At 37.6% G+C, this 20,737-nt stretch carries 25 protein-coding genes, 1 tRNA gene and 1 pseudogene; 22 read left to right on the top strand and 5 right to left on the bottom strand.

What is annotated here, in order from left to right; genetic code table 11:
* Nucleotides 1-67: 67 nt before the first annotated feature.
* A complete protein-coding gene (locus M1V25_RS08600; RefSeq protein ID WP_498843026.1) occupies nt 68-1,147 on the bottom strand; it encodes a hypothetical protein in 1,080 nt (359 codons plus the stop codon).
* A gap of 220 nt (nt 1,148-1,367) precedes the next feature.
* Here M1V25_RS08600 and ubiE point away from each other — a divergent pair, with 220 nt between their 5' ends.
* The 10 genes from ubiE (at nt 1,368) to M1V25_RS08550 (ending at nt 8,651) form a co-directional block, all read left to right on the top strand.
* The gene (gene ubiE / locus M1V25_RS08595; protein WP_498843029.1) at nt 1,368-2,123 is read left to right on the top strand and encodes a bifunctional demethylmenaquinone methyltransferase/2-methoxy-6-polyprenyl-1,4-benzoquinol methylase UbiE; all 756 of its coding nucleotides are present in this window, start codon (nt 1,368-1,370) and stop codon (nt 2,121-2,123) included.
* A gap of 8 nt (nt 2,124-2,131) precedes the next feature.
* On the top strand, nt 2,132-2,758 hold the full coding sequence (locus M1V25_RS08590; RefSeq protein WP_498843025.1) for a ubiquinone biosynthesis accessory factor UbiJ: 627 nt from the start codon (nt 2,132-2,134) through the stop codon (nt 2,756-2,758).
* Nucleotides 2,751-4,412, top strand: a complete 1,662-nt coding sequence (gene ubiB / locus M1V25_RS08585; RefSeq protein WP_498843024.1) for a ubiquinone biosynthesis regulatory protein kinase UbiB — start codon at nt 2,751-2,753, stop codon at nt 4,410-4,412. Before M1V25_RS08590 ends, ubiB begins: the two co-directional genes overlap by 8 nt.
* Nucleotides 4,413-4,421: 9 nt before the next feature.
* Nucleotides 4,422-4,769 carry a histidine triad nucleotide-binding protein gene (locus M1V25_RS08580; protein ID WP_116963886.1) on the top strand — a complete coding sequence of 116 codons (348 nt, stop codon included), beginning with the start codon at nt 4,422-4,424 and terminating at the stop codon, nt 4,767-4,769.
* 200 nt (nt 4,770-4,969) lie between these two features.
* Nucleotides 4,970-5,059, top strand: a tRNA-Ser gene (locus tag M1V25_RS08575).
* A gap of 379 nt (nt 5,060-5,438) precedes the next feature.
* Complete coding sequence (locus tag M1V25_RS08570; RefSeq protein WP_498843023.1) at nt 5,439-5,864, top strand: SRPBCC family protein; 426 nt, start codon at nt 5,439-5,441, stop codon at nt 5,862-5,864.
* On the top strand, nt 5,857-6,318 hold the full coding sequence (locus M1V25_RS08565) for a MarR family winged helix-turn-helix transcriptional regulator (RefSeq protein ID WP_498843022.1): 462 nt from the start codon (nt 5,857-5,859) through the stop codon (nt 6,316-6,318). The genes M1V25_RS08570 and M1V25_RS08565 overlap by 8 nt, the downstream gene beginning before the upstream one ends.
* On the top strand, nt 6,311-6,763 hold the full coding sequence (locus tag M1V25_RS08560; protein ID WP_498843021.1) for an EVE domain-containing protein: 453 nt from the start codon (nt 6,311-6,313) through the stop codon (nt 6,761-6,763). Before M1V25_RS08565 ends, M1V25_RS08560 begins: the two co-directional genes overlap by 8 nt.
* Nucleotides 6,764-6,895: 132 nt before the next feature.
* Nucleotides 6,896-7,945: a bifunctional transcriptional activator/DNA repair enzyme AdaA gene (locus M1V25_RS08555; protein ID WP_498843020.1), complete on the top strand. Its 1,050-nt coding sequence runs from the start codon at nt 6,896-6,898 to the stop codon at nt 7,943-7,945.
* Nucleotides 7,938-8,651 carry a DNA alkylation repair protein gene (locus M1V25_RS08550; protein ID WP_498843019.1) on the top strand — a complete coding sequence of 238 codons (714 nt, stop codon included), beginning with the start codon at nt 7,938-7,940 and terminating at the stop codon, nt 8,649-8,651. The genes M1V25_RS08555 and M1V25_RS08550 overlap by 8 nt, the downstream gene beginning before the upstream one ends.
* A gap of 12 nt (nt 8,652-8,663) precedes the next feature.
* On the opposite strand, the gene M1V25_RS08545 is transcribed toward M1V25_RS08550, so the two are convergent.
* Nucleotides 8,664-9,101 (bottom strand): MarR family winged helix-turn-helix transcriptional regulator, encoded by a 438-nt coding sequence (locus M1V25_RS08545; protein WP_498843018.1) that lies wholly within the window; start codon nt 9,099-9,101, stop codon nt 8,664-8,666.
* 55 nt (nt 9,102-9,156) lie between these two features.
* Between M1V25_RS08545 and M1V25_RS08540 the strand changes: the two genes are divergently transcribed.
* The 12 genes from M1V25_RS08540 to M1V25_RS08485 all read left to right on the top strand — a co-directional run bounded on the left by M1V25_RS08540 (nt 9,157) and on the right by M1V25_RS08485 (nt 17,771).
* Complete coding sequence (locus M1V25_RS08540) at nt 9,157-9,546, top strand: nuclear transport factor 2 family protein (RefSeq protein WP_116963887.1); 390 nt, start codon at nt 9,157-9,159, stop codon at nt 9,544-9,546.
* Nucleotides 9,547-9,623: 77 nt separating this feature from the next.
* Nucleotides 9,624-10,388: a GNAT family N-acetyltransferase gene (locus M1V25_RS08535; RefSeq protein WP_116963888.1), complete on the top strand. Its 765-nt coding sequence runs from the start codon at nt 9,624-9,626 to the stop codon at nt 10,386-10,388.
* 86 nt (nt 10,389-10,474) lie between these two features.
* Entirely contained in the window at nt 10,475-10,807 is a 333-nt protein-coding gene (locus M1V25_RS08530; RefSeq protein WP_498843017.1) for a phosphotransferase-like protein, read from the top strand.
* Nucleotides 10,808-10,810: 3 nt separating this feature from the next.
* The gene (locus M1V25_RS08525) at nt 10,811-12,436 is read left to right on the top strand and encodes a GNAT family N-acetyltransferase (RefSeq protein WP_498843016.1); all 1,626 of its coding nucleotides are present in this window, start codon (nt 10,811-10,813) and stop codon (nt 12,434-12,436) included.
* Nucleotides 12,433-12,969, top strand: coding sequence for a dihydrofolate reductase family protein (locus M1V25_RS08520; RefSeq protein WP_498843015.1), 537 nt, complete (start codon nt 12,433-12,435; stop codon nt 12,967-12,969). Before M1V25_RS08525 ends, M1V25_RS08520 begins: the two co-directional genes overlap by 4 nt.
* Complete coding sequence (locus M1V25_RS08515) at nt 12,966-13,511, top strand: GNAT family N-acetyltransferase (protein ID WP_498843014.1); 546 nt, start codon at nt 12,966-12,968, stop codon at nt 13,509-13,511. Before M1V25_RS08520 ends, M1V25_RS08515 begins: the two co-directional genes overlap by 4 nt.
* A complete protein-coding gene (locus M1V25_RS08510; RefSeq protein ID WP_498843013.1) occupies nt 13,508-13,921 on the top strand; it encodes a fosfomycin resistance glutathione transferase in 414 nt (137 codons plus the stop codon). The genes M1V25_RS08515 and M1V25_RS08510 overlap by 4 nt, the downstream gene beginning before the upstream one ends.
* On the top strand, nt 13,918-15,123 hold the full coding sequence (locus M1V25_RS08505) for a glycoside hydrolase family 5 protein (protein WP_498843012.1): 1,206 nt from the start codon (nt 13,918-13,920) through the stop codon (nt 15,121-15,123). Before M1V25_RS08510 ends, M1V25_RS08505 begins: the two co-directional genes overlap by 4 nt.
* A complete protein-coding gene (locus tag M1V25_RS08500; protein WP_498843011.1) occupies nt 15,107-15,994 on the top strand; it encodes an aminoglycoside phosphotransferase family protein in 888 nt (295 codons plus the stop codon). The genes M1V25_RS08505 and M1V25_RS08500 overlap by 17 nt, the downstream gene beginning before the upstream one ends.
* Nucleotides 15,991-16,596, top strand: a complete 606-nt coding sequence (locus tag M1V25_RS08495) for a chloramphenicol phosphotransferase CPT family protein (protein ID WP_498843010.1) — start codon at nt 15,991-15,993, stop codon at nt 16,594-16,596. Before M1V25_RS08500 ends, M1V25_RS08495 begins: the two co-directional genes overlap by 4 nt.
* Nucleotides 16,589-16,837, top strand: coding sequence for a hypothetical protein (locus M1V25_RS08490; protein WP_192877936.1), 249 nt, complete (start codon nt 16,589-16,591; stop codon nt 16,835-16,837). The genes M1V25_RS08495 and M1V25_RS08490 overlap by 8 nt, the downstream gene beginning before the upstream one ends.
* 85 nt (nt 16,838-16,922) lie before the next feature.
* A complete protein-coding gene (locus M1V25_RS08485; RefSeq protein ID WP_498843009.1) occupies nt 16,923-17,771 on the top strand; it encodes an AraC family transcriptional regulator in 849 nt (282 codons plus the stop codon).
* Between the two features lie 209 nt (nt 17,772-17,980).
* On the opposite strand, the gene M1V25_RS08480 is transcribed toward M1V25_RS08485, so the two are convergent.
* The 3 genes and pseudogenes from M1V25_RS08480 to M1V25_RS08470 form a co-directional block, all read right to left on the bottom strand.
* The gene (locus tag M1V25_RS08480; RefSeq protein ID WP_116963897.1) at nt 17,981-18,532 is read right to left on the bottom strand and encodes a GNAT family N-acetyltransferase; all 552 of its coding nucleotides are present in this window, start codon (nt 18,530-18,532) and stop codon (nt 17,981-17,983) included.
* Nucleotides 18,533-18,625: 93 nt separating this feature from the next.
* Nucleotides 18,626-18,780: pseudogene (locus M1V25_RS08475) on the bottom strand (IS5/IS1182 family transposase); the annotation flags it as partial.
* A gap of 359 nt (nt 18,781-19,139) precedes the next feature.
* The gene (locus M1V25_RS08470; protein WP_498843008.1) at nt 19,140-20,204 is read right to left on the bottom strand and encodes an ATP-binding cassette domain-containing protein; all 1,065 of its coding nucleotides are present in this window, start codon (nt 20,202-20,204) and stop codon (nt 19,140-19,142) included.
* Nucleotides 20,205-20,737 lie beyond the last annotated feature (533 nt).

Raw genomic sequence — 20,737 nt, 5'->3', positions numbered from 1 at the left:
CTTGATCCCTCACTACTATTAAAGGTATTAAAGGATTTTTGAAACCTTTAATTATGGGCTATAAAGTTTAACGAAAGTTACTGAAACTATTTGAATTATTGTTTTGATTTTCTTGTTGTCTTAACCAAAAGAAAAGCTTTAGTTCTCCTGGTTCTGCCTCATTTTGTGAGGTGAGACTTTGAATAAATTTATCTCTGTTGTTAGCATCGTTTTTCTTTGTTTCATCAAATTTAACAAGAGGAGGTGTTGACAGGTAGTCAATACTAGAATTGATTTTGTTCACTACATTTTGTACAGCAGCTTCTTGTGGGTTTTCTTGATTTATTGAACTATAAGTGATTGGTGTATAGTAATAAATATCGTATTGGTTTCCTAATGGAGTAGTCGCGTAGATGCTATCAACCTTATTATTATCGCTAAAGTAACATTGTGCATATCTATCGTTACATTCTCTAATAAGTTGCTCTTTTGGAACAGGTGTAGTAAACACCCACTTATCATTATCCTTACACCATTTCCCAGGCAAATAACCGACTTTATGTTGATAAAATTTAGATAATATAGGGATATTAAATTTTGTGGTAAATAACGTCTTTTCATCTTTATCTTTACAGGTAACAAAGGTGTAATCCAAATTTTGTGATAAGAAAAAATCGATATTGAGTGTATCTACCGCCGATTTGCTAAAGAAAAAAGGATGGCAACCTGTGAAAAAATAAATATTCTCTCTAAAATTATACGCTGTCAAGGCTTTATCGATTAATCCATTTATATAAGGATGGTCGGTAGAAATTCTCAATAGGAAATTATAAAGTACAACAAAGCTTACTCCGAATTGGTTTTCTGTAAAATATTTGTTAGATGTTAACAAGTCTCCACCAGCTTTATAAAGCGTACTAGCAGCCATTGGTGTAACTAGATTGTCAATAATGAAAGTCATTGCTGTTTTTAGCTCGTCATACGTATCATCTATGTAGCCTATGGATGTTTGCTTTATTGCTTCCGATAATATGGAAGAGACAGCATATAAAGCTATTGGCTTTATCGTGCTCTTTACAAGCGGAAAATTTAATTTTGCTATATGGTCAAGCACTTTCTTTAGACGTTCAGTAGTTTCTATTTTTTTGTTTTGTAAATTGTTTGGCATGAATTATGTTCCTTAAAAAATAACCTGAGATTTGTGATTTATCATAGTTAAAAGTTAACGAATCAACTTAAGATAATAAATAGCTGCCATCAAAATTAGTCAAATTGTCCTTTACCCTATCCTGATAGGTGAAGGTTTTATGGTATATATTATTCGCAAGTGGTGTCCATCTACTTTTCGCGTTATACTGATGGCCAATTTAGATCGCCTTTGGTTTAATATGGATAATCAACGAGATAAGACTACGCATTTTGGTTTTAAAGAGGTCAAATGGCAGGAGAAACAGCAAAAAGTTGCCGAAGTTTTTCATTCGGTTGCTACTAAGTATGACGTTATGAATGATGTCATGTCGTTTGGGATTCATCGTATTTGGAAAAAAATCACAATTCAAAAAGCAGCGGTTAAGCCTAGTAATATGGTGTTAGATTTAGCTGGTGGTACAGGTGATTTAGCGTATCAATTTACTTGTCAAGTAGGCGATAATGGTAAAGTGATCTTAAGTGACATCAATGCGTCAATGTTGGATGTCGGTAGAGAAAAGTTAACTAATAGAGGCTGTCTTGGTAATATTGAATACGTCCAAGCCAATGCAGAATACTTGCCTTTTTCAGATAATATATTTGACTGTATTACTATTTCATTTGGGCTTAGAAATGTAACCGATAAAGACAAGGCATTGCAATCTATGTATCGTGTATTAAAACCAGGAGGGCGATTGCTAGTGCTAGAGTTCTCTAAGCCGATCTTTCCTATTTTAAGTCAGATCTACGATCAGTACTCGTTTAAAGTTTTACCTGTTATGGGACAAATTGTTGCTCAAGATGCTGATAGTTATCGTTATCTTGCCGAATCCATTCGTAAACACCCGGATCAAGAGACTTTAAGGCAAATGATGTTGAATGCAGGTTTTGATAAAGTAGAATACCAAAACATGGCAGCTGGTGTAGTAGCATTACATATTGGTATTAAGTACTAGGTGGGAAGATGGACAAAAACCATGTTATTAAGCTCATCAATTATCTTATTTATCAAACATTAAGGCTTGACCCTCAACGGAATTACTTGCTGCAACAGTTAGCAGGTGAAGCATTAGCTGTTGATATTGGAGACTTGAATCTTAGCTGTGTATTGATACCACAACACAATACATTGTTATTATCTATAACTGAAATGGCAGCAAACAATCGTCTAAGAGGAAAGTCAGGCGTGCTTGTTGCGATGTGTTTAAGCCCAAATCCGCAACACTTTATTCAAACCGACAAAGTCAATTTTAGCGGTGATATTCAAGTGTTGCAGCGTTATAGCAATTTCTTTAAAGCAATTCGACCAGATTTAATTTTTACTTTAACTCAAGGTAAGAACAATACTTTAAGTTCATTACTGGATAAACCTCTAACTGCTTTAAATCATTGGTTTAGAGTGAGCAAAGAGAAACTGCCAATAGAATTAAGAGAATATCTGCAATATGAAAAAAACTTTTTTCCATGTCGCCAGGAGCTTGAAGATTTCTTTATGGATGTACAAATTTTAAAAGAGGATACAGATAGGGTAATAGCCAAACTTAATAAATATTTAAAACTGATTGAAATGATTGAGGGAGTGCATGAGTAAAGTTAAAAAATGGCTGCGCTTAATCTATATTGGTTATATTTTCAATAAATATAATGTTACGGCGATGATGACAAATCTGCCCTTGTTAAGAGCATTAAGGTTTACACTTATTTTTAACCCCTATTATTGGCTGAATTGCAACAAGCTTGACCGTGGCACACGGTTACGTTTGGCACTAGAAACTTTAGGTCCTATTTTTATTAAGTTTGGTCAAGCATTATCGACAAGGCGTGACCTTTTGCCGCATGATTTAGCAAATGAATTGGCAAAGCTACAAGATAAGGTTCCACCCTTTGCCAGTGAGTATGCAATTCAAACGATTGAAAAAGCCTTACAGCAGCAGATTGATAAAGCATTTTTAAAGTTTGATATAAACGCCTTGGCTTCGGCGTCAATTGCACAAGTTCATGGTGCAACTTTGAATACAGGTGAAGAAGTCGTGGTTAAGGTGTTGCGTCCTAATATTGAGAAAATATTAATTCAAGATACAGAGCTTTTAAAAGCGCTAGCAAGTATGTTGGAACGTTATGTTCCTTCAACAAGGCGATTGCGTCCAGTAGAAGTGGTTGCTGAAATAAGTCGTAATCTTTTGGATGAGCTTGATTTACAACGTGAGGCTGCTAATGCCTCGCAACTTAAGCGAAATTTCAAAGATAGCCATATTCACTACGTGCCAGAGGTCTATTGGCAGTATTGTCGTAATAATTTATTAACGATTGAAAAAATCAAAGGTATTCCAGTTTCAGATATTGAAACTTTGAAATCTTTAGGCACAGACTTAAAGCTTCTAGCCGAGCGAGGTGTTGAGATATTCTATACTCAAGTCTTTAGAGATTGTTTCTTTCATGCCGATATGCACCCAGGTAATATTTTTATAGATGCGTCAAATCCAAAAGATCCTAAATACATATCGATTGACTTTGGTATTGTCGGCACCTTAACGCGTGAAGATCAGCATTACCTAGCTGGTAATTTTTTGGCGTTTTTTAACCGTGATTATAAAAAAGTTGCCGAGCTTCATATTGAATCGGGTTGGGTGCCATATGATACGCGTGTGGATGAGCTAGAATCGGCAATTCGAACTGTCTGTGAACCGATCTTTGAAAAACCACTAGCTGAGATTTCATTTGGCTACACTTTAATGCGTTTGTTTCAGGTGGCAAGGCGTTTTAACATGAGTGTGCAACCACAATTGGTGCTATTACAGAAAACACTTTTAAATATTGAAGGATTGGGACGAGATTTATATCCAGATTTAAATTTATGGGCAACTGCCAAACCATTTTTAGAGAAGTGGATGAAAACGCGAGTTGGCTGGCAAGGATTTATAAAGCGTTCGATGAAGAGTTTGCCAGAGTTAAGTGAACGCCTGCCAGATATGCCAGAGCTGTTGTTTGAATTATTAAATACAAAAGTTAAACAACTTAAAGTAATACAAGACAATAATAAAGATGAGCGTTTGATAAAGCATTCCAAAAAACGTGGGATGATATTAGGTTTTGGTCTGTCATTAATAGCGATTGGTATTATAAGCAGTTATGATATTGGCATTTTTAATAGTGTTCATGCTTTTATAAAGCAGCATTATGAGTTAGTCGGTGGAATTGGTGTAGTACTAATTATCTATTATTGGCTAACAAGGCAAAAGGATTAAGGAGATAAAATGAGTGACTGTATTTTTTGTAAAATCATCAAAGGTGATATTCCAGCCAATAAGGTCTATGAGGATCAAGACATGGTAGCTTTTCATGATGCTTTCCCTGCTGCAGAAACACATGTATTGGTTGTGCCTAAAAAACATATTGATAGTTTAAATCATTTACAGGAGGAAGATGCGGAGTTGATAGCTAAAATTAGCCTTGCGATTCCAAAACTTGCTGAAACGTTAGGTTTAGAGGGATATAAGACACTTGTTAACACAGGTAAAGCAGGGGGTCAGAGTGTGTTTCATTTACATTACCATATTTTAGGTGGTAAATTTCTCAAAAAAGATGCGCTACAGAATACTTAGTAGCATAGTAGCACATGATTTTTAATGTATTAATTTCATGAGTAGATATTGTTTGCCTTATTTTGCGACTTGATTTATGAGAATGAGTTTGTTAGGATGCCTGGGTTTTGTTTAATGCAAAGGTCAAATTAGTTAGCGAAATCACGATGATTGAGCTTAATAACAAATCCACCATAAGTTGAGAATATGATTAAGTTTCTGGAGGGGTGTCCGAGTGGTTGAAGGAGCACGCCTGGAAAGCGTGTATACGTTAACGCGTATCGAGAGTTCGAATCTCTTCCCCTCCGCCACATTTTTTATAGAGAACTTTTCTCACGTCTTTTTGAGCTAGTGTTATCAGGTCTCAAAACCCCAGTATTTGTGCGCTTTCCAGAGTTTTTGCTTGCTGTTAGACCCGTACCTCACTTTCTCCAATTTCGCCATTTTACCCACAAAATCTCTGTTTTTACCCTCTCCATCTCCGATACATGCGAACACTCGTGTCGAAGGTACGCATGTCATCAAACCCTCTATTTACCTGGGTTTTAGAGAATTGCCGTTTTTTGACCCCTCACTTTTTAGAGAACGAAAACCGGAGTAGAGAATGGAATTCGAAACGGAGAATAACTTTAGTCTTGACTCATATAGTAAACTCGAATACTATATCCATAAATACGATAAAGGTGTAATATGTGGACAAGAACTTATAGCAAAACATTCCAAGGTTTAAAGCGCGAAGATATTTGGCGGATCTGGACGGACATTAATAACTGGCCAACGTGGCATGGTGATTTGGATTACTGCAAGCTTGAGGGTGACTTCAAAGTTGGCAATCACTTCTTCTTAAAGCCTAAAGGCGTTCAGCCGGTAAAAATCGTGCTTACTGAAATTAATGAAGGCTATTCATTCACTGATTGTACATCTTTCTTTGGCGCCAAAATGTATGATACTCATGCCATGGAAGAGACTGTAGACGGTTTAAAACTTACCAATAAACTGGTTGTGACCGGGCCGCTAAAATGGCTCTGGATCAAGCTTGTAGCCCAAAATGTTGCTGATACTATAGCAGAAGAAACAGAAAACCTTGTAAAGCTTGCAAGGAGTCTTCATGTCTAACTTACCTTTCGGTTTTGATAAGCCTGAAGACAGTCCCGGTTTTCTTCTTTGGCAAACAACTATGATCTGGCAACGGCAAATTAAAAAAGCTCTTGAGCAATACAACGTTTCTCATGCGCAGTTTGTGATTATAGCAACCCTCATGTGGTTTGAGGCTCATGGATATGATACGACTCAAATCCTTATCGTTAACTGGTCTCAGCTTGATAAGATGACTGTATCAAAATCTCTTAAAAAACTTGCTCAAATGGGTCTTGTAAATCGTATAGAGCATGAGGTAGACACACGTGCAAAGAGCGTTTCGCTTACCGAAAAAGGTAAAGAGATGGTGCGTACTTTAGTCCCCATTGTAGAAGGTATTGATAGTACTTTTTTCAGCAAAGCCTCTGATCAGGAGCAAAAAAGCCTTGTGCAAATTTTGGCGAAATTAACTGCAAGTACCACAGATGAATAAGAAAGCAAAATTCTGGATTGGCGTTGCTTGCAAAGAGCATGTGGAAAATGGGGTTAAGCTTGGTATTTGTCAATTTTGCCACGGTAAATCTGCGCCCGCTAAGCGACTATCCCGTGGTGATTTTGTGATTTATTATTCATCTAAAATAACCATGGCAGGATCTGATCTCTATCAAAAATTTACTGCAATTGGGGAGGTTATTGATGATGCGCCTTACCAAGTAGATATGGGGGATGGATTCAAACCATTTAGGCGTAATATCAATTATTTTGAAGCAAAGCACATTGATATCAAACCGCTTGTGCCGTTGCTGCCCTTTATCAAAAATAAAAATTCATGGGGCTACGTTTTCCGCTATGGTTTTTTAGAAATTGATCAAGAGTCATTTGGGATCATTGCGCATCATATGCTTGGTTTTAATCCGTTATTACAGGGGAACAGATGATACCAATAAAACCAAATCTTGAAGATAAAAAATCAATGCCTGAATTTCGGTCGCACGTTTTTTTATAATCTTTATACTGAGTGTAAGTAACCGGAAGGCTTAAAGCGAAAGACCAATTAATACAGGATTTAAATGATAACGGAAGTACAAAAACAAGAATTTTATCAGGCACTCCTTGATAAGAATATACACTATGAAGGTGTATTTTTTGTGGGCGTTCAAACAACAGGCGTTTTTTGTCGTCCTACATGTCCAGCACGAAAACCAAAATTTGAGAATTGTGAATTCTATAAAACAGCGCAAGAAGCATTGCTAGCATCTTTTAGGCCATGTATGCGCTGTCGCCCCCTTTCTCATCCAAACCAGGTATCGGATTTAGTTCGTACGCTCGTTGATGCCGTTGAAGCTGATCCAGCAAGGCGCTGGAAAGATAGTGATTTTGAAGAGTTATCAGTAGATGCATCAACAGCCCGTCGTCAGTTCAAAAAACGATTTGGAATGACCTTTGTTGAATATGCGCGCGCAAGGCGCATGGGGCTTGCATTCAAACAAATACGCACGGGAGATGCTGTAATTGAAGCTCAACTGAATACAGGGTATGAATCCAGCAGTGGATTTCGAGATGCTTTTTCTAAAATTATGGGAGCTGCACCTACAAAATTTGAAGGGCAACATACAATTCTAAAAGCCTCTTGGATTGATACAAGGCTCGGGCCCATGATTGCAATTGCCGATGAGGCTGGTCTTTACCTTTTAGAATTTGTTGACAGACGCGGTTTGGAGCGTGAGGTTGAAAGGCTTAGACTTAAAACAAAGGCAGCTATTATTCCAGGCGTCACCGATCCAATTAAATCCATCACACTTGAACTGGAGTCTTATTTCGAAGGAAAACTCAAAGAATTCAAAACACCTCTACATCTTCTAGGCAGTCCCTTTCAGAAGCTTGTTTGGGATGAGCTCATTCGTATTCCTTATGGGACCACACGAAGTTATATGGCTCAAGCAACAGCTATTGGCAAAAATAAAGCTTACCGCGCTGTTGCAAATGCTAATGGTGCCAATCAACTGGCGATTATCATACCCTGTCATCGCATCATCAATACTAATGGCGACCTTGGCGGATACGGCGCTGGCGTCACACGCAAAAAATGGTTGCTTGAGCATGAGGCAAGCCATGTCTGATACCATTCAACATTTACAAGAAATTCTAGGGTACTCGGTTGATTCAACACCGGAAAGAGTATCCATTTACTTTAAAACCAGTCCGGGTGATTATGCTGAGCATGATCACTTTATGGGCATTACGGTTCCCGTTTTGCGAAAAATTGCCAAGAGATTTATGACCATAAATCTTGAAGAATTAGGCTTTTTGATACAATCACAAATCAATGAAGAACGATTACTAACGCTTATCATTTTAGCTGCGCAATACAAGGCTGGAGCCCTCGCCCAAAAAGAAGAAATCTATCAATTTTATAGAACCAATATGCGCCATATCAACAATTGGAATTTGGTTGACTCTTCTGCGCATCTTATTATAGGAGCTCATCTTTTTGAGAGGGATCGTGATGTGCTTGAAGAATTAGCTGCGTCTCAAAACTTATGGGAACGCAGAATAGCAATTGTCTCAACCTGGTACTTTATTCGTAAGTCAGACTTAGAGTGGACGTTTAAGATAGCAAAGTTATTGCTAAATGATTCCCACGATCTGATTCATAAAGCTGTGGGCTGGATGCTCCGTGAAGCGGGCAAAAAAGATGAGGCTAGACTAATATCGTTCCTTTGCGACAATGCACATCAAATGCCTAAAACCATGCTAAGATATGCTATGGAGAGGTTATCTAAAGAGCAGAAGATTGTTATAAAAAATTCAGCCGCAGCAGCCTAATCTGCACCCTCACTACTGTAAATTATTAAAACACTCAAGCAGCAGTTTTTCGAGCAACACCTTATGTTCCCCGCTTATCGTAGCGAGCATACGTGCTTCAACATCGCGAATCATATCATGCGCTTGAATCACGACTTTGTGACCTTGATCCGTCAATTCTGTGCATAAAATCCTGCCGTGCTGCGGATCGCTTTTTCTTTTTACGAGGCTCCTTTTTTCTAAATTAGAGACAATACCATGCATGGTTTGAGCGGTGATAAAAGCTGATCTAGCTAGAGCTGCATTAGATATACCAGGTCGGAGCTCTAATTGCGCCAGTACTGCATATTGTGGCGTTGTCAGATCAAGGGTTTTTAAAGCTTCGTCCATGCGAAGGCGCAAGCTGTGTTGCGTCTGTTTTAGTTTATAACCTAGCAAACCTGCGACATTTATTTCTTGAGATGTTGACATATCAGTGCCCTTACATTATATTATCAGCGTGCTTATACTATAATAGGAGTTCGATATGAATACAACAAATTCTGAAAGTGATACTAACTTAAAGTCTGCGGAAAACTATTACAATTCCATGCTTGCAAAAGACTTTGATAAAATGGCTGGCTACCTGCATGACAACGTGCATTTTATCGGGCCACTCGCAGAAATGCATAGCAAAGATGCAGTTGTTTCAGCTGCAAAGAATTTCGGTGGGATATTGCAGGACATCCAAATCAGGTCACGTTTTGCAGCCGGCGATCAGATCATGTTCGCCTACGATATGATTGTTCCAGCACCCATTGGTAAATTTAGGGCAGCGGTGCTGATGGAATTCACGGATCGGCTTATCTCTAAAATCGAGTTGTTTTATGACGCCAGCCCCTTTGAAGAAAAGAAAAGTGAAATTTTCTCGCAATAATAGTGTCATTCAGTAAAATATCGCATGAAATGAGACAAAATTAGGGGGAACTACCTTCTAAATTGTGGGAATAGAACATGACTGACTTGATAAATTTATACCGCCAAGCCGAGGATTATTTTTTCAGAGGCATTGCCTCAAAATGCTTAGATCTAGGCGATGGAGCTAATGCTTATATGACTGGTGGTGCTGAACTCAATTTTATTTACATTACAAGAAATACAAACGTTCTTGATAAAATTTTAATCCAAGGAAAGCAGTTTTTCGACGAGGATAACCTTGCTTTTGATATTATCATCCCACAAGAATTTTGTACCTCTCAAATGGTAGATATTTTAAATACGATGGGTTATCCCCAGAAAAGTAAATCCGTTTCAATGGTTGTGGACTTAGATAAATTTGCAATGGGGCAAACTGCGAGTTTTGGTGATGAAACCGCGATTAAAGCGAATGATGATCAATTAAATGACTGGATGATGCCATTGATAGGCGCATTTGAATCTACTTTTGAAGTTTGTTCGATCTATGCAATCATCCATGAAAATGCCTTAAAAAGGAATATTAATCTCCACCATTTCAGCTTATACAAACAGGAAAAACCAATCGCATCCATTACCTTGTCACTGAACAATAGCATTGCAAGAATTGATGATGTTGGCACCGTGCCTGAATTGCAGGGCAAAGGATATGCGACGCATCTCATGCGTTACGTACTATCAGAGGCAAAAAAATTAGGGGCTCACCATTGCTTTTTAGAGTCCTCCGATTCAGGTCTTGGGGTCTATCAAAAACTTGGGTTTGAACCTCTGTTTAAAAACAATATTTTTTCAGGGAAAAAATGAGCGTGGCTCCACAATGCATGTAGAATCATGTAAGGAAGATGAAAAGCTATTTAGCGTTATGCCTAAATTAGCTGGAATGTTTAGCGATGCAGGGAAACAATCTTATTATCGATGAAGTGTTATTTAATGAAGAGTCTTTAAAAGCTTACGTCCAGCATTTAAAGGGTCACAACGTTTATTACATCGGCGTTTTTTGTGATCTGACAGTTATGCAAGAGCGAGAAATCTTAAGGCGTGATCGATGTATTGGTCTCTCTAACGATCAAATCGACAGAGTACACCAAGGTGTTTTAAATTCATACGAGTTTAAGGTCGATACAACTGCCATATCTCCTTTTGAAGCAGCCCACCTGATACTCAAGTTTATTGATGATAACCCCGCGCCAAAAGCCTTTCAACTATTAGAAAAGCAGGAGTAGATTATGACCATTACCTTCGAACCACTGCATGAATCACATTTCCCTCTACTGCTCAAGTGGCTAGAGACATCTCACGTCAAAAAATGGTGGGATCAGGATGTGAGGTATACAATGGATTTGGTACGTGAAAAATATAGCTCATACATCAAAGGCTATAAGCTTGCGGATGGAATCAAAAAAGCTATCCAAGGCTTCATTATCCATAACAATCAGAAGCCGGTTGGATACATTCAAATTTATAATGCATATGATTTTCCTAGAAGCAAACCACTTTCAGGTCTGCCAGAAAGCCTGGGGGCATTTGATATTTTTATTGGCGAAGAAGAGGCTTTGCAACAAGGTTTGGGCTCAAAAGCAATATTAGAATTCCTGAAAATACATGGCGGCCAATACAGTCATATTTTCGCCGATCCAGATTCGAGCAATATTGCAGCGATTAAAGCTTATGAAAAAGCAGGTTTTAAAAGGTTAGTTGAGCAAAAAGATACTGGGGAGGTATGGATGTTAAAAGGGTTACCTTCAAGAAATGAAGCACTAGCAACCATCCAAAAACTAATTAAAGAACGCTATTCTGAGGCTAAAGCCGTATTCTGGGCAGGATCAGTTTCGACTAATCAGGGAACAAGTGCATCTGATTTGGATCTTGTGATTGTTTTTGAATCATTGCCACACGCTCATAGAGAAGCCTTTATTTATGACAGTTGGCCAATTGACGCATTTATTCATGATCTTGACACCTTGCGATATTTTTTTGAAGAATCAAGAACCGGAAATGGCATTTCTGGCCTCTGCTATATGATTTTGAATGGACGCGAGGTAACTAATCCTGGCGTTTTTTCAGAAAATGTTAAAACACTTGCGCAAGAAGTTTTGAATGCAGGGCCAGCTATTTGGGACCAAGAACAAATCAACAAAGAACGATTTTTAATTACCGATGTTCTGGATGATATTAAATATCCAGCCGGGCGCGATGAGCAGATTGCATCCGCTGCGTGGTTACTTGAAGCTCTGGGGCAATTTTATTTTAGAAGCCAAAACAAGTGGTGTGCCAGCGGTAAATCAATTATCCGTTATTTAAAAGATGATAACCCTGCTTTGGCTTCAGAATTCGTAGCTGCGTTTGAAAGCCTTTTTCAAAGCGGTGATGCTAGGGCAATCGAAACTTTAGTTACAAAGATACTGGGGCCACATGGAGGTTTGCTTTGGGATGGCTTTAGGTCGGATGCACCGGCAGAGTGGAAAGCGTTCGATGAAAACAAAATCTTAGCTGAACTTAAATCAAGAGAACCAATCTTTCATCATTCTGAAAAATTTGGAAAAACAAAACAAGATATTGAAAACCAAATGTGTGATGAATTTTGGGAAGTTGGTGCATCTGGTAATGTCTATACCAAACAAGACATCACAGAAACTCTGCTTGAGCGGTATAACGACCGAGATTATCAAGATACTTGGGAAGCAAAGGACTTTGAGCTCACAAAAATCGCACCGGATAACTATTTACTGACGTACATTCTTATCCAAGCCAAAACAAGAGTGACAAGAAGATCAACGATTTGGCGAAGAATAAATGGTGATTGGAAGATCCTCTATCACCAAGGAACCGTAATCGATGGGGTTAATTTATGATACAACCAAAAATAATCCTCTACATTGCAACTTCACTTGATGGCTTTATCGCAGATATTAACGGTGGTGTTGACTGGCTTCCGCATCCAAAAGATGATGCTGAACTCGAGGCTGTTGGCTACAAAGACCTAATGGAACGCATTGATACAATTCTAATGGGAAGCCAAAGCTACAAACAAATTTTAGGTTTTGGTGATTGGGGATGGTCGGATAAACAAACTTATGTTTTCACCTCCAAAAAGCTTGAAACCGATAAACCCTATATCAGCATTACGCACGATAGCCTACTTGAGTTTATGGCCAAGTTCAAAGACCGCAAATCGGATAAAGACATCTGGCTCTTAGGCGGCGCTCAGCTTGCCCAAAGCTTTGCACAAGAAGGCTTTATTGATGAAGTCATTCTTACAATTGTTCCTCAAACTTTAGAAGCAGGTATACTGCTTGGTTTAACTTTTGAAAAGTTTGATTTAACGGGACAAAAAGCTTTGACTGATGGGATGATACAAAAAATTTATTTGAGGAAAAACACATGAACATTAAATTTCACAAAGCTTCGCTATCATATATAGACACCATCTTTAGTTGGCTTGCCGAGCCTCATATGATGGAGTTCTGGGATAACAGCCAGGAACATAAAGATGATATCCTTAATTTTATACAGGGAAAGCCGCAAACTTATTTTGCAGGAACAACGAAGTACTGGATCTGTTTTATCGATAACCAGCCGTATGCTTTTGTTCTGTCTGATATTCTCAAAAAAGATCAAGAAGACCTTTCGAAGACGCACCTTGCAAACATGTCTGAAACGGGACATACAATCGCGCTTGATTTTGGTATAGGCAATAAAGAATATTTAGGGCGCGGACTGGCGGCGCCTACGCTGTCGGAATTTATGATTTTTTATAAAAAAGACATAGATCCGAAAGCCGATACATTTTTTATCGATCCAGACGAAAACAATCCTAGAGCTATAAGAGTTTATAATAAAGCCGGCTTTACTAAAGTTGGCCAATATCAAGCAATGCAAGGAGCGTTCATCGGACACAATAGCGATTTAATGGTAAAAAAACTATGACTGTTACAGACATTAATCACATCACTTTAGCTGTTACTGACATCCACCGAGCTTTCTCGTTTTACAAAGATGTTTTAGGGTTTAAACCATTAGTTAAATGGGATCAAGGAGCATATTTCTTGATAGGAAAATTTTGGTTCTGCCTCAACGTTGATTTAGCAAGGGAACCTCAGTCTTGTTACACCCATTATGCATTTAGTGTAAGCAATGAAGATTTTGAAATGATGGCTGATAAAATTCAAAACTCCGGCGCTCACATTTTTAAAGAAAATACATCTCCTGGTGAATCTCTCTATTTTCTTGATCCAGATGGGCACAAATTAGAAATTCACGTTGGAAACAGCCAAGCCAGGATTAAAGCCAAAAAAGCCAACCCTGGCAACTGGAAAAATGTGGAGTGGTTCGTATGATAAAGATTGATCTTTTGAAAAATCATCTAAATCATATAACAAAACTAATGCAATTATGCACATTAGTTATTTTTGTGTTGATGAATAACATCATTGTATTTGCTGCTCCTGTTCAGAAAATAAATTTTTGGAACACTCAGCAAAAAGGAGCAAATATCTTTAATCGCAATATCACTTCAGATGATATAAAAGCAGCTAAAAAATATGGAATCAAATTTATAAGATTAGCACCAGATAAGTTCGCAAGTTTACATCGTGATTTTTTAATAGGAAATGCTGATGATTATCGTGGATTAATCAAAGAAGACCTAGAACAGCTAAAAAAGATCTTGGATATATGCTACCAAGAGAAAATGCCTATCGTAATCACTATGCTCAGCCTTCCCGGATCGCGCTGGAAGCAAAATAATCAAGATAGAGACGACCTAAGGATTTGGAAAGACGAAAAGTATCAGACTCAGACCGCTCTCTTTTGGCAAGATTTGGCTAAAGCATTAAAAGACCATCCTGCAATTGTAGGGTACAATCTACTCAATGAGCCTCATCCTGAAAGAATTTTTGCATCTAAAGAAGTGCACATAAATACAGTACGTCAAGAAGAGGCTCAACAAATGCTTTACGACTTTTATAACCGTATCATAAAGCATGTAAGGCTAATTGATAAAGATACGCCTATTATTCTCGATAGTTCTGCATATGCTGATGCTAAAACATTTCGGTTGTTGATGCCTCAGGAGGATCAAAACATTTTGTACTCCTTTCACATGTATGAACCTTATGAATATACAAATCATAAAATGAACAAAGGTAAATACCAATATCCTGGTTGTATCAATCAAAAGCAATGGAACCAAAAGGCTCTCGCAGAATACATGTCAGCGGTTAGTAGATTTCAAAAAGCTCATAATATAGCAAGCGATAAAATATTAGTTGGTGAATTCGGTGGATACCGTATGTCAGCTGGTTTGGAAAGATATTTTGAAGATCTCATTACAATTTTTGATAAAGAAGGTTGGCACTTTGCCTTTTATGCTTTTCGAGAAGATACTTGGGACGGTATGGATTATGAGTTAGGGAATAACAAGTTACCATGGAGTTATTGGCAAGCTATAGAGCGTGGTGAAAACCCTGAATTAAATCGCAAATCCACATATCCCGCATTTTCAATGATAAAAAAGGCATTAAATGAGAATCACCCTTGATCTTGCGCGCAAACTCATAGCAGAGCAATTTCCAGAATACGCTAGTTTAACTATCGTTGATGTTGAAAAACAAGGGCATGATAACCGCACCTATAGGCTTGGCGACCATATGCTCATTCGTATGCCAACAGCAGCAGATTACGCTTTAAAAGTTCCAAAAGAACAAGAGCTACTGCCGCAATTAGCAAAACGTTTGAGCGTTAGCATTCCGGCTCCGATTAACATGGGCAATCCGTCGGCAGATTATCCTTATCCGTTTTCTATATACAAATGGTTATCTGGTAAAAGTATCAATTTGCTCACCTTAGCCGAACAAGACAAAGAACAACTTGCCTTTGATCTCTCCAAGTTTTTAAAAGAGCTACAAGCGATTACCGATATTGAAGGACCTGAGCCTGGTCAGCATAACTGGTGGCGCGGTGACCACGTCAGTGTTTACGATAAAGGAGCACAAGAACAAATTGCAGAGCTGGTTGAGATTATAGATGCAAGCAAAGCACTAGCTTTATGGGACCAGGCTTGTGAGACAAAATGGGATAAAAAACCTGTATGGATTCATGGGGATTTTGCGATTGGCAATATACTTATGGATAACGGCAAATTATCTGCAGTCATTGACTTTGGTGGCGCTGCGATTGGAGATCCTGCGTGCGATCTTGTTATCGCTTGGACGTATTTGAGCGGCAAAGCGCGTGAGATTTTTATTTCTGAAATGGATATGGAGCAAGATACCTGGCTTCGCGCCCGTGCCTGGGCCCTTTGGAAAGCAACATTTGAGCTTTGCCAAATTTCAGATAAAAACAGTTCAGAGGCTAAAACGCAGAAAATAATTATTGCCGAGGCAATAGATGATGGAGTTGGAATATTATGAGTAAAATTATTTTATTAAATGGTGCAGGATCTAGCGGTAAAACGTCTATTGCAAGAGCTATCCAACATTTAAGTAACGAACAATGGTTAACCTTTGGTGTTGATACATTTATTGAAATGACACCATATCCATCTCCAGGAAAAGATGCTGAATATTTTGCTTTTGTGCCAGGAGAAAATAATCGTGGCCCTTTAATGAGGGTTGAGTCAAAGCCTACTGGAGATAAATTATTTGGTGTTATGGCTGATTTTGCTTTGTTGCTTGCAAATCAATCTAACAATCTCATTATAGATGAAGTTTTATTTGACGATCAGCATTTGAAATCGTATGTAGCCAAATTGGCTGAACATATTACCTATTTTATTGGCGTTAAATGCGACCTAGCCATTATGCAAGAACGTGAATTTTTACGCCGCGATAGAGCTGTAGGGTTATCAAACGATCAATTTGATAGAGTGCACAGCGGAACTAGGGAATATGATTTAACAGTTGATACGAGCAATTCATCAGTATTTGATGTTGCTAGGAAAATAATTGATTTTATCGATAACAATCAAAACCCTAAAGGTTTTAATAACATGAGAAATAAATTTTATGGATAAAGATTCAAATATAAAAAACCTCGACACCTATCTCAGCCTTTGCAAATATGAACTGATGGAGGCAGGAAAGATTATCCATACAGAAATTGAAGAGCTTAGAGTGAAGATTTATGAGCAAGATCAGCTGATGGAAATGCTAAAATCCGCAGGCTTTAAACACATCAGAACGCTCAAAGCTTTTGACCAATCTTCAGAACCTGCTACCCAAGATGAGTCTATCGTTTATGAATGCAGAAAATAAAATTAGCAATGGTGGTCAAGCATAAAAAACACAAACGTCGTATTTTTATCCATGTAGACGGTTACAACTGAAGCATTAGGATATTATGAGTTATAAAGAACGAGTCGATAGAGTGATTGATTTCATAGGCAAGCATCTTGATCAAGAGCTTGAGCTGGATGAGCTTTGCCGCATCGCTTGTTTTTCAAAATATCATTTTCATCGGTTGTTTACGGCCTACACTGGGTTGCCTCTCATGGGCTATATCAAGTGGCTGCGGCTAAAACGAGCTGCTCATCAATTGATTGTCCATAAAGAGGAAACAATTATTAACATTGCGCTGTCAGCTGGATTCGAATCCCATGAATCATTCGCCCGTGCTTTTAAACAAGTTTGCGGCCAAAGTCCCAGCGAATTTAGGCGTGAACGCAATTGGGAAAGCTTCGAAAATCCACCGCAACCTATGCATATTAAAGGTGAAAAAATTATGACGATAACGATTAAAGAACTGCCGGCTAAAAGAGTTGCTGTAATGGAGCATCATGGAGATCCCATGCGATTGTCCGACACGCTGGATAAGCTCATTACTTGGGCAAAGGCACAACCCATTAACCTAAAACCTAAAGCAGGAGAAGCCTTTGGCTTTGGCTATCACGATCCAAGAGAAGTGAAACCAGAAGAGTTTCGCTTTGATTTAGCGCTTAGCGTTCCGCAAGATTTTAAATTGAATGATCAGGTGACAGAACGCACTCTACCTGCTGGAAGGTATGCTGTCACCATGCATAAAGGCTCGCGCGATAATATCGGTGACACGATTTACAGCATTTATCGTGATTGGTTACCGCAGTCCGGCGAAGAACTGGGGGATTTGCCTTGCATATTTTGCTATTACAATTTTGATTATGAGGTAGCTGAAACGGAATCTTTAACCGAAATTTGGGTGCTTCTCAAGTAGATGTGTTATACGAAGATTGGGGGACAATTTTGTCCCTCAATTATTCATTAAATGGCATGGCATCACGAAGTGTTTTTGCTTTTTGCAGATATCCATCAGGAATGGGCCAGTCCTTATCCAAAGCCGTAAGCCAATCTTTGACGTGGCAATTCATCTAGCCATGATTTGCCTTTTTCTTCGTATGCTTATGATGTTGGATTGGAAGGTGTTCATTTGGCATACTCAGCAGCGCTTAATCTATACAGGAGATGATGAGAAAGTTTATGATCAGCCGGGATTTTTGGATGAGCAAAATCACCATTTACATCTCGTTTTAACCCTATTTTTTCCATAACTCTTAAAGACCTAACATTTACAGGAACCGTAAAAGAAACGATTTCTTTTAGACCGCACTGCTTAAATCCGTATTCCAAGGAAGCTTTGGCGCCTTCTGTCGCATATCCTTTGCCCCAAAATTGGGACCCTAATCGCCAACCCACTTCAACTGCAGGGGTAAATAATGCTTCCCAAACAGTGTAGTTAAGGCCGATAAAGCCCATTAATTCGCTAGTTTCTTTTAAGCAGGCTGCCCATAATGTATAACCGTGCTTATCTTGGTGCTGGTTCACAGCTGGAATAAAGTCATTAACTTGTTCCATTGTTAGTGGCCCACGCAATAACTCAATCACCTTTGGATCTTGGTTGATTTGAAAATAGGGATCTGCATCCTCTTTATTCCAGGTTCTTAAAATAAGCCTTTCTGTTTCAATAATGGTTGTCATATAACCTCGTTATATTTCATATTCAGTTTTGCACCTAGAGCATTTTGCTAATCACTTTCTCTACAAAGAAAGTGTAGGCTTCTTCGAAGTCCCATCTATGTTCAACTTATTTTTTCTACCACCCCTTAGTTTTTTTCTGCTCGCGCCGCTTGTAATATTTTCACCATCCCTTCAAACGTTGGCTTTTTTACACCAGTTAAACGACAAAACTCATCTGTTGCTAACTTATTTATCGTTTCCCATCTCATTGATCGTATCCACCTTTAATTTTTAAATAGCTATTTTGCTAGATTAAATACGGTTTGGAAGGAATTCTATTACTAATATCACGTAAGCTTATTCACACGATTGATGAAAAAAAACAAATTTTTATTGTCGCCAGATATAACACTAATTTCAGAGAAAACTTTGTATGGCGATAGTTATTACCTTAAAAGTAAATATTGCAAATGGAAGTGTTTGCCACTCATATTGAATATACAATTCAAACAGATATCACTTAGCTTCAAGGGTTACAATGCAGAAAAAATTTTAACCAATCTTTACATGAAAAGTATTATCAACATATTTTCAGACTAAACTAATTTAAACTTTATTTTGCATTGAATTATCGATGTCTGACTTCAATGATTAGCTTTTTTGAAGATAAACTATTAATAAGCTCATTGATTAGCAAGATATTGTCCATATCCAAGTTTGCATCCCACTCATCCAATAATACAACATTAACCTGGCTATCCAATAAAATATTTTGCAGGTATTCGATCTGTGTCTGTCCAGTTGAGTAATCATGGTTTAGCTCTTTATTAAAATCTAACCGCACATCAGGAGTCAACATAATTGCATGAGGATAATATCCCTTGATGACTTTTAATAACGATGATTTTCCAACACCATTTCCACCTTTTATAGTATAGCGCCCCGATTTTAAAATCTTAAAAAACTCAATAGGGCATGCTGATGACATATTAACTAATTTATTTTTCGAATCATAAATATAAATTTTTTCTTTATTGATTAATTCTGCATAATCTATTCCATTTAAAGTCTTAATGTAACATTTTAAGTTATTAATTTTCTTTAGCATCAATAACAAGTTACTACTATACATGCTAACTTCGTGTATCGATTGGAATAATGATAAAGTCCTAGGAAGAATAGCTATTAAGGCACCTAACATAAATGGATTGGTAACAGCTTCGTTATAGAACACAAGAATAAGTATGGGTAGAGTAATTAGAATTGGTAATGTCGCAATAAGCTGCTCTGTCAGTTTATACTTTTCAGTAAAAATAAAATATTTTTTTGATTCTTGATGAACTCTGTTGATGGCATTGTTTTGATTAATAGAGTCACCAAAAAATAAATTATCCCATACCATTGTGATTTTAGTTACTGTATTTGTTTTAAAATTCTGAATTTGGCTTGCGTAATAATTAATTCTATTTTTCAAAAGATATAACATAGAAGATGAAATGATTAAACTAGCAATGATAACCAAGGATATTGTAGAACCAAGAACCAATACCATAGCAGATAAATTCAAAATAATTCCTAAATATATTGCTACAATCTCAACAAAAAAGAAACCCGCTTCATTAATTGTTGAAAATGCTTCTGTAGTGAGCCAAGAATTAGTGTTGGTTTTATTTTTCCTTGAAGCAAAAATCATTTTATTTCGTATATTACTTAGATTCTCCGTAACGTATTGTATCCAGGCAGAGTTAGATAGTTTTACCCTGTATATCAACGAGATGCTACCTAATACGTATGCAAACCCAATTAATATGAAAAAAATAACTACTAGATTTATAGATTTATAGATTTATAGATTTATAGATTTATCTGGGCTATCTATGATATTTTTACCTGCAATACCGATGACATAAGTCGAGCATCCAACAAATACTTGTTGTAATATAACGCATATTAATGCAATGTAAAAATTTCTATTTATCAAAAACATAACAATTTTTCCTTTAAATCAGTCATACTAATGCGATAACCAATAGATACTTAACGCCCTGTTCAACTTTTTGAGGTTGAAGCTGGGAGGTAGAGATTGCATAGCATGAGGAAAAGCTTTAGTTTTTAATTTGGATAACAAAACTGGAAGCGCGCCTCATGCTATTAGAAGACTTTATCATTTCTGTGTATTGTTTGGTAGATAATGAATTAAAAAAGCTGATAAGAGAGCGACCTTTA

Source organism: Candidatus Nebulibacter yamunensis (genome assembly GCF_024208055.1).
Taxonomy (GTDB): Bacteria; Pseudomonadota; Gammaproteobacteria; order Francisellales; family Francisellaceae; genus Caedibacter; species Caedibacter lacustris.
This window is presented reverse-complemented; position numbering and strand designations above follow the sequence as displayed.

Coding starts and splice junctions, on each gene's coding strand:
- M1V25_RS08555 (WP_498843020.1), top strand. CDS start 6,896: ATGATAACGGAAGTACAAAAACAAGAATTTTATCAGGCACTCCTTGAT.
- M1V25_RS08535 (WP_116963888.1), top strand. CDS start 9,624: ATGACTGACTTGATAAATTTATACCGCCAAGCCGAGGATTATTTTTTC.
- M1V25_RS08600 (WP_498843026.1), bottom strand. CDS start 1,147: ATGCCAAACAATTTACAAAACAAAAAAATAGAAACTACTGAACGTCTA.
- M1V25_RS08560 (WP_498843021.1), top strand. CDS start 6,311: ATGAATAAGAAAGCAAAATTCTGGATTGGCGTTGCTTGCAAAGAGCAT.
- M1V25_RS08570 (WP_498843023.1), top strand. CDS start 5,439: ATGTGGACAAGAACTTATAGCAAAACATTCCAAGGTTTAAAGCGCGAA.
- M1V25_RS08490 (WP_192877936.1), top strand. CDS start 16,589: ATGGATAAAGATTCAAATATAAAAAACCTCGACACCTATCTCAGCCTT.
- M1V25_RS08505 (WP_498843012.1), top strand. CDS start 13,918: ATGATAAAGATTGATCTTTTGAAAAATCATCTAAATCATATAACAAAA.
- M1V25_RS08510 (WP_498843013.1), top strand. CDS start 13,508: ATGACTGTTACAGACATTAATCACATCACTTTAGCTGTTACTGACATC.
- M1V25_RS08480 (WP_116963897.1), bottom strand. CDS start 18,532: ATGACAACCATTATTGAAACAGAAAGGCTTATTTTAAGAACCTGGAAT.
- M1V25_RS08525 (WP_498843016.1), top strand. CDS start 10,811: ATGACCATTACCTTCGAACCACTGCATGAATCACATTTCCCTCTACTG.
- M1V25_RS08485 (WP_498843009.1), top strand. CDS start 16,923: ATGAGTTATAAAGAACGAGTCGATAGAGTGATTGATTTCATAGGCAAG.
- ubiB (WP_498843024.1), top strand. CDS start 2,751: ATGAGTAAAGTTAAAAAATGGCTGCGCTTAATCTATATTGGTTATATT.
- M1V25_RS08550 (WP_498843019.1), top strand. CDS start 7,938: ATGTCTGATACCATTCAACATTTACAAGAAATTCTAGGGTACTCGGTT.
- M1V25_RS08495 (WP_498843010.1), top strand. CDS start 15,991: ATGAGTAAAATTATTTTATTAAATGGTGCAGGATCTAGCGGTAAAACG.
- M1V25_RS08540 (WP_116963887.1), top strand. CDS start 9,157: ATGAATACAACAAATTCTGAAAGTGATACTAACTTAAAGTCTGCGGAA.
- M1V25_RS08565 (WP_498843022.1), top strand. CDS start 5,857: ATGTCTAACTTACCTTTCGGTTTTGATAAGCCTGAAGACAGTCCCGGT.
- M1V25_RS08515 (WP_498843014.1), top strand. CDS start 12,966: ATGAACATTAAATTTCACAAAGCTTCGCTATCATATATAGACACCATC.
- ubiE (WP_498843029.1), top strand. CDS start 1,368: ATGGATAATCAACGAGATAAGACTACGCATTTTGGTTTTAAAGAGGTC.
- M1V25_RS08590 (WP_498843025.1), top strand. CDS start 2,132: ATGGACAAAAACCATGTTATTAAGCTCATCAATTATCTTATTTATCAA.
- M1V25_RS08580 (WP_116963886.1), top strand. CDS start 4,422: ATGAGTGACTGTATTTTTTGTAAAATCATCAAAGGTGATATTCCAGCC.
- M1V25_RS08470 (WP_498843008.1), bottom strand. CDS start 20,204: ATGATTTTTGCTTCAAGGAAAAATAAAACCAACACTAATTCTTGGCTC.
- M1V25_RS08500 (WP_498843011.1), top strand. CDS start 15,107: ATGAGAATCACCCTTGATCTTGCGCGCAAACTCATAGCAGAGCAATTT.
- M1V25_RS08545 (WP_498843018.1), bottom strand. CDS start 9,101: ATGTCAACATCTCAAGAAATAAATGTCGCAGGTTTGCTAGGTTATAAA.
- M1V25_RS08520 (WP_498843015.1), top strand. CDS start 12,433: ATGATACAACCAAAAATAATCCTCTACATTGCAACTTCACTTGATGGC.
- M1V25_RS08530 (WP_498843017.1), top strand. CDS start 10,475: ATGCAGGGAAACAATCTTATTATCGATGAAGTGTTATTTAATGAAGAG.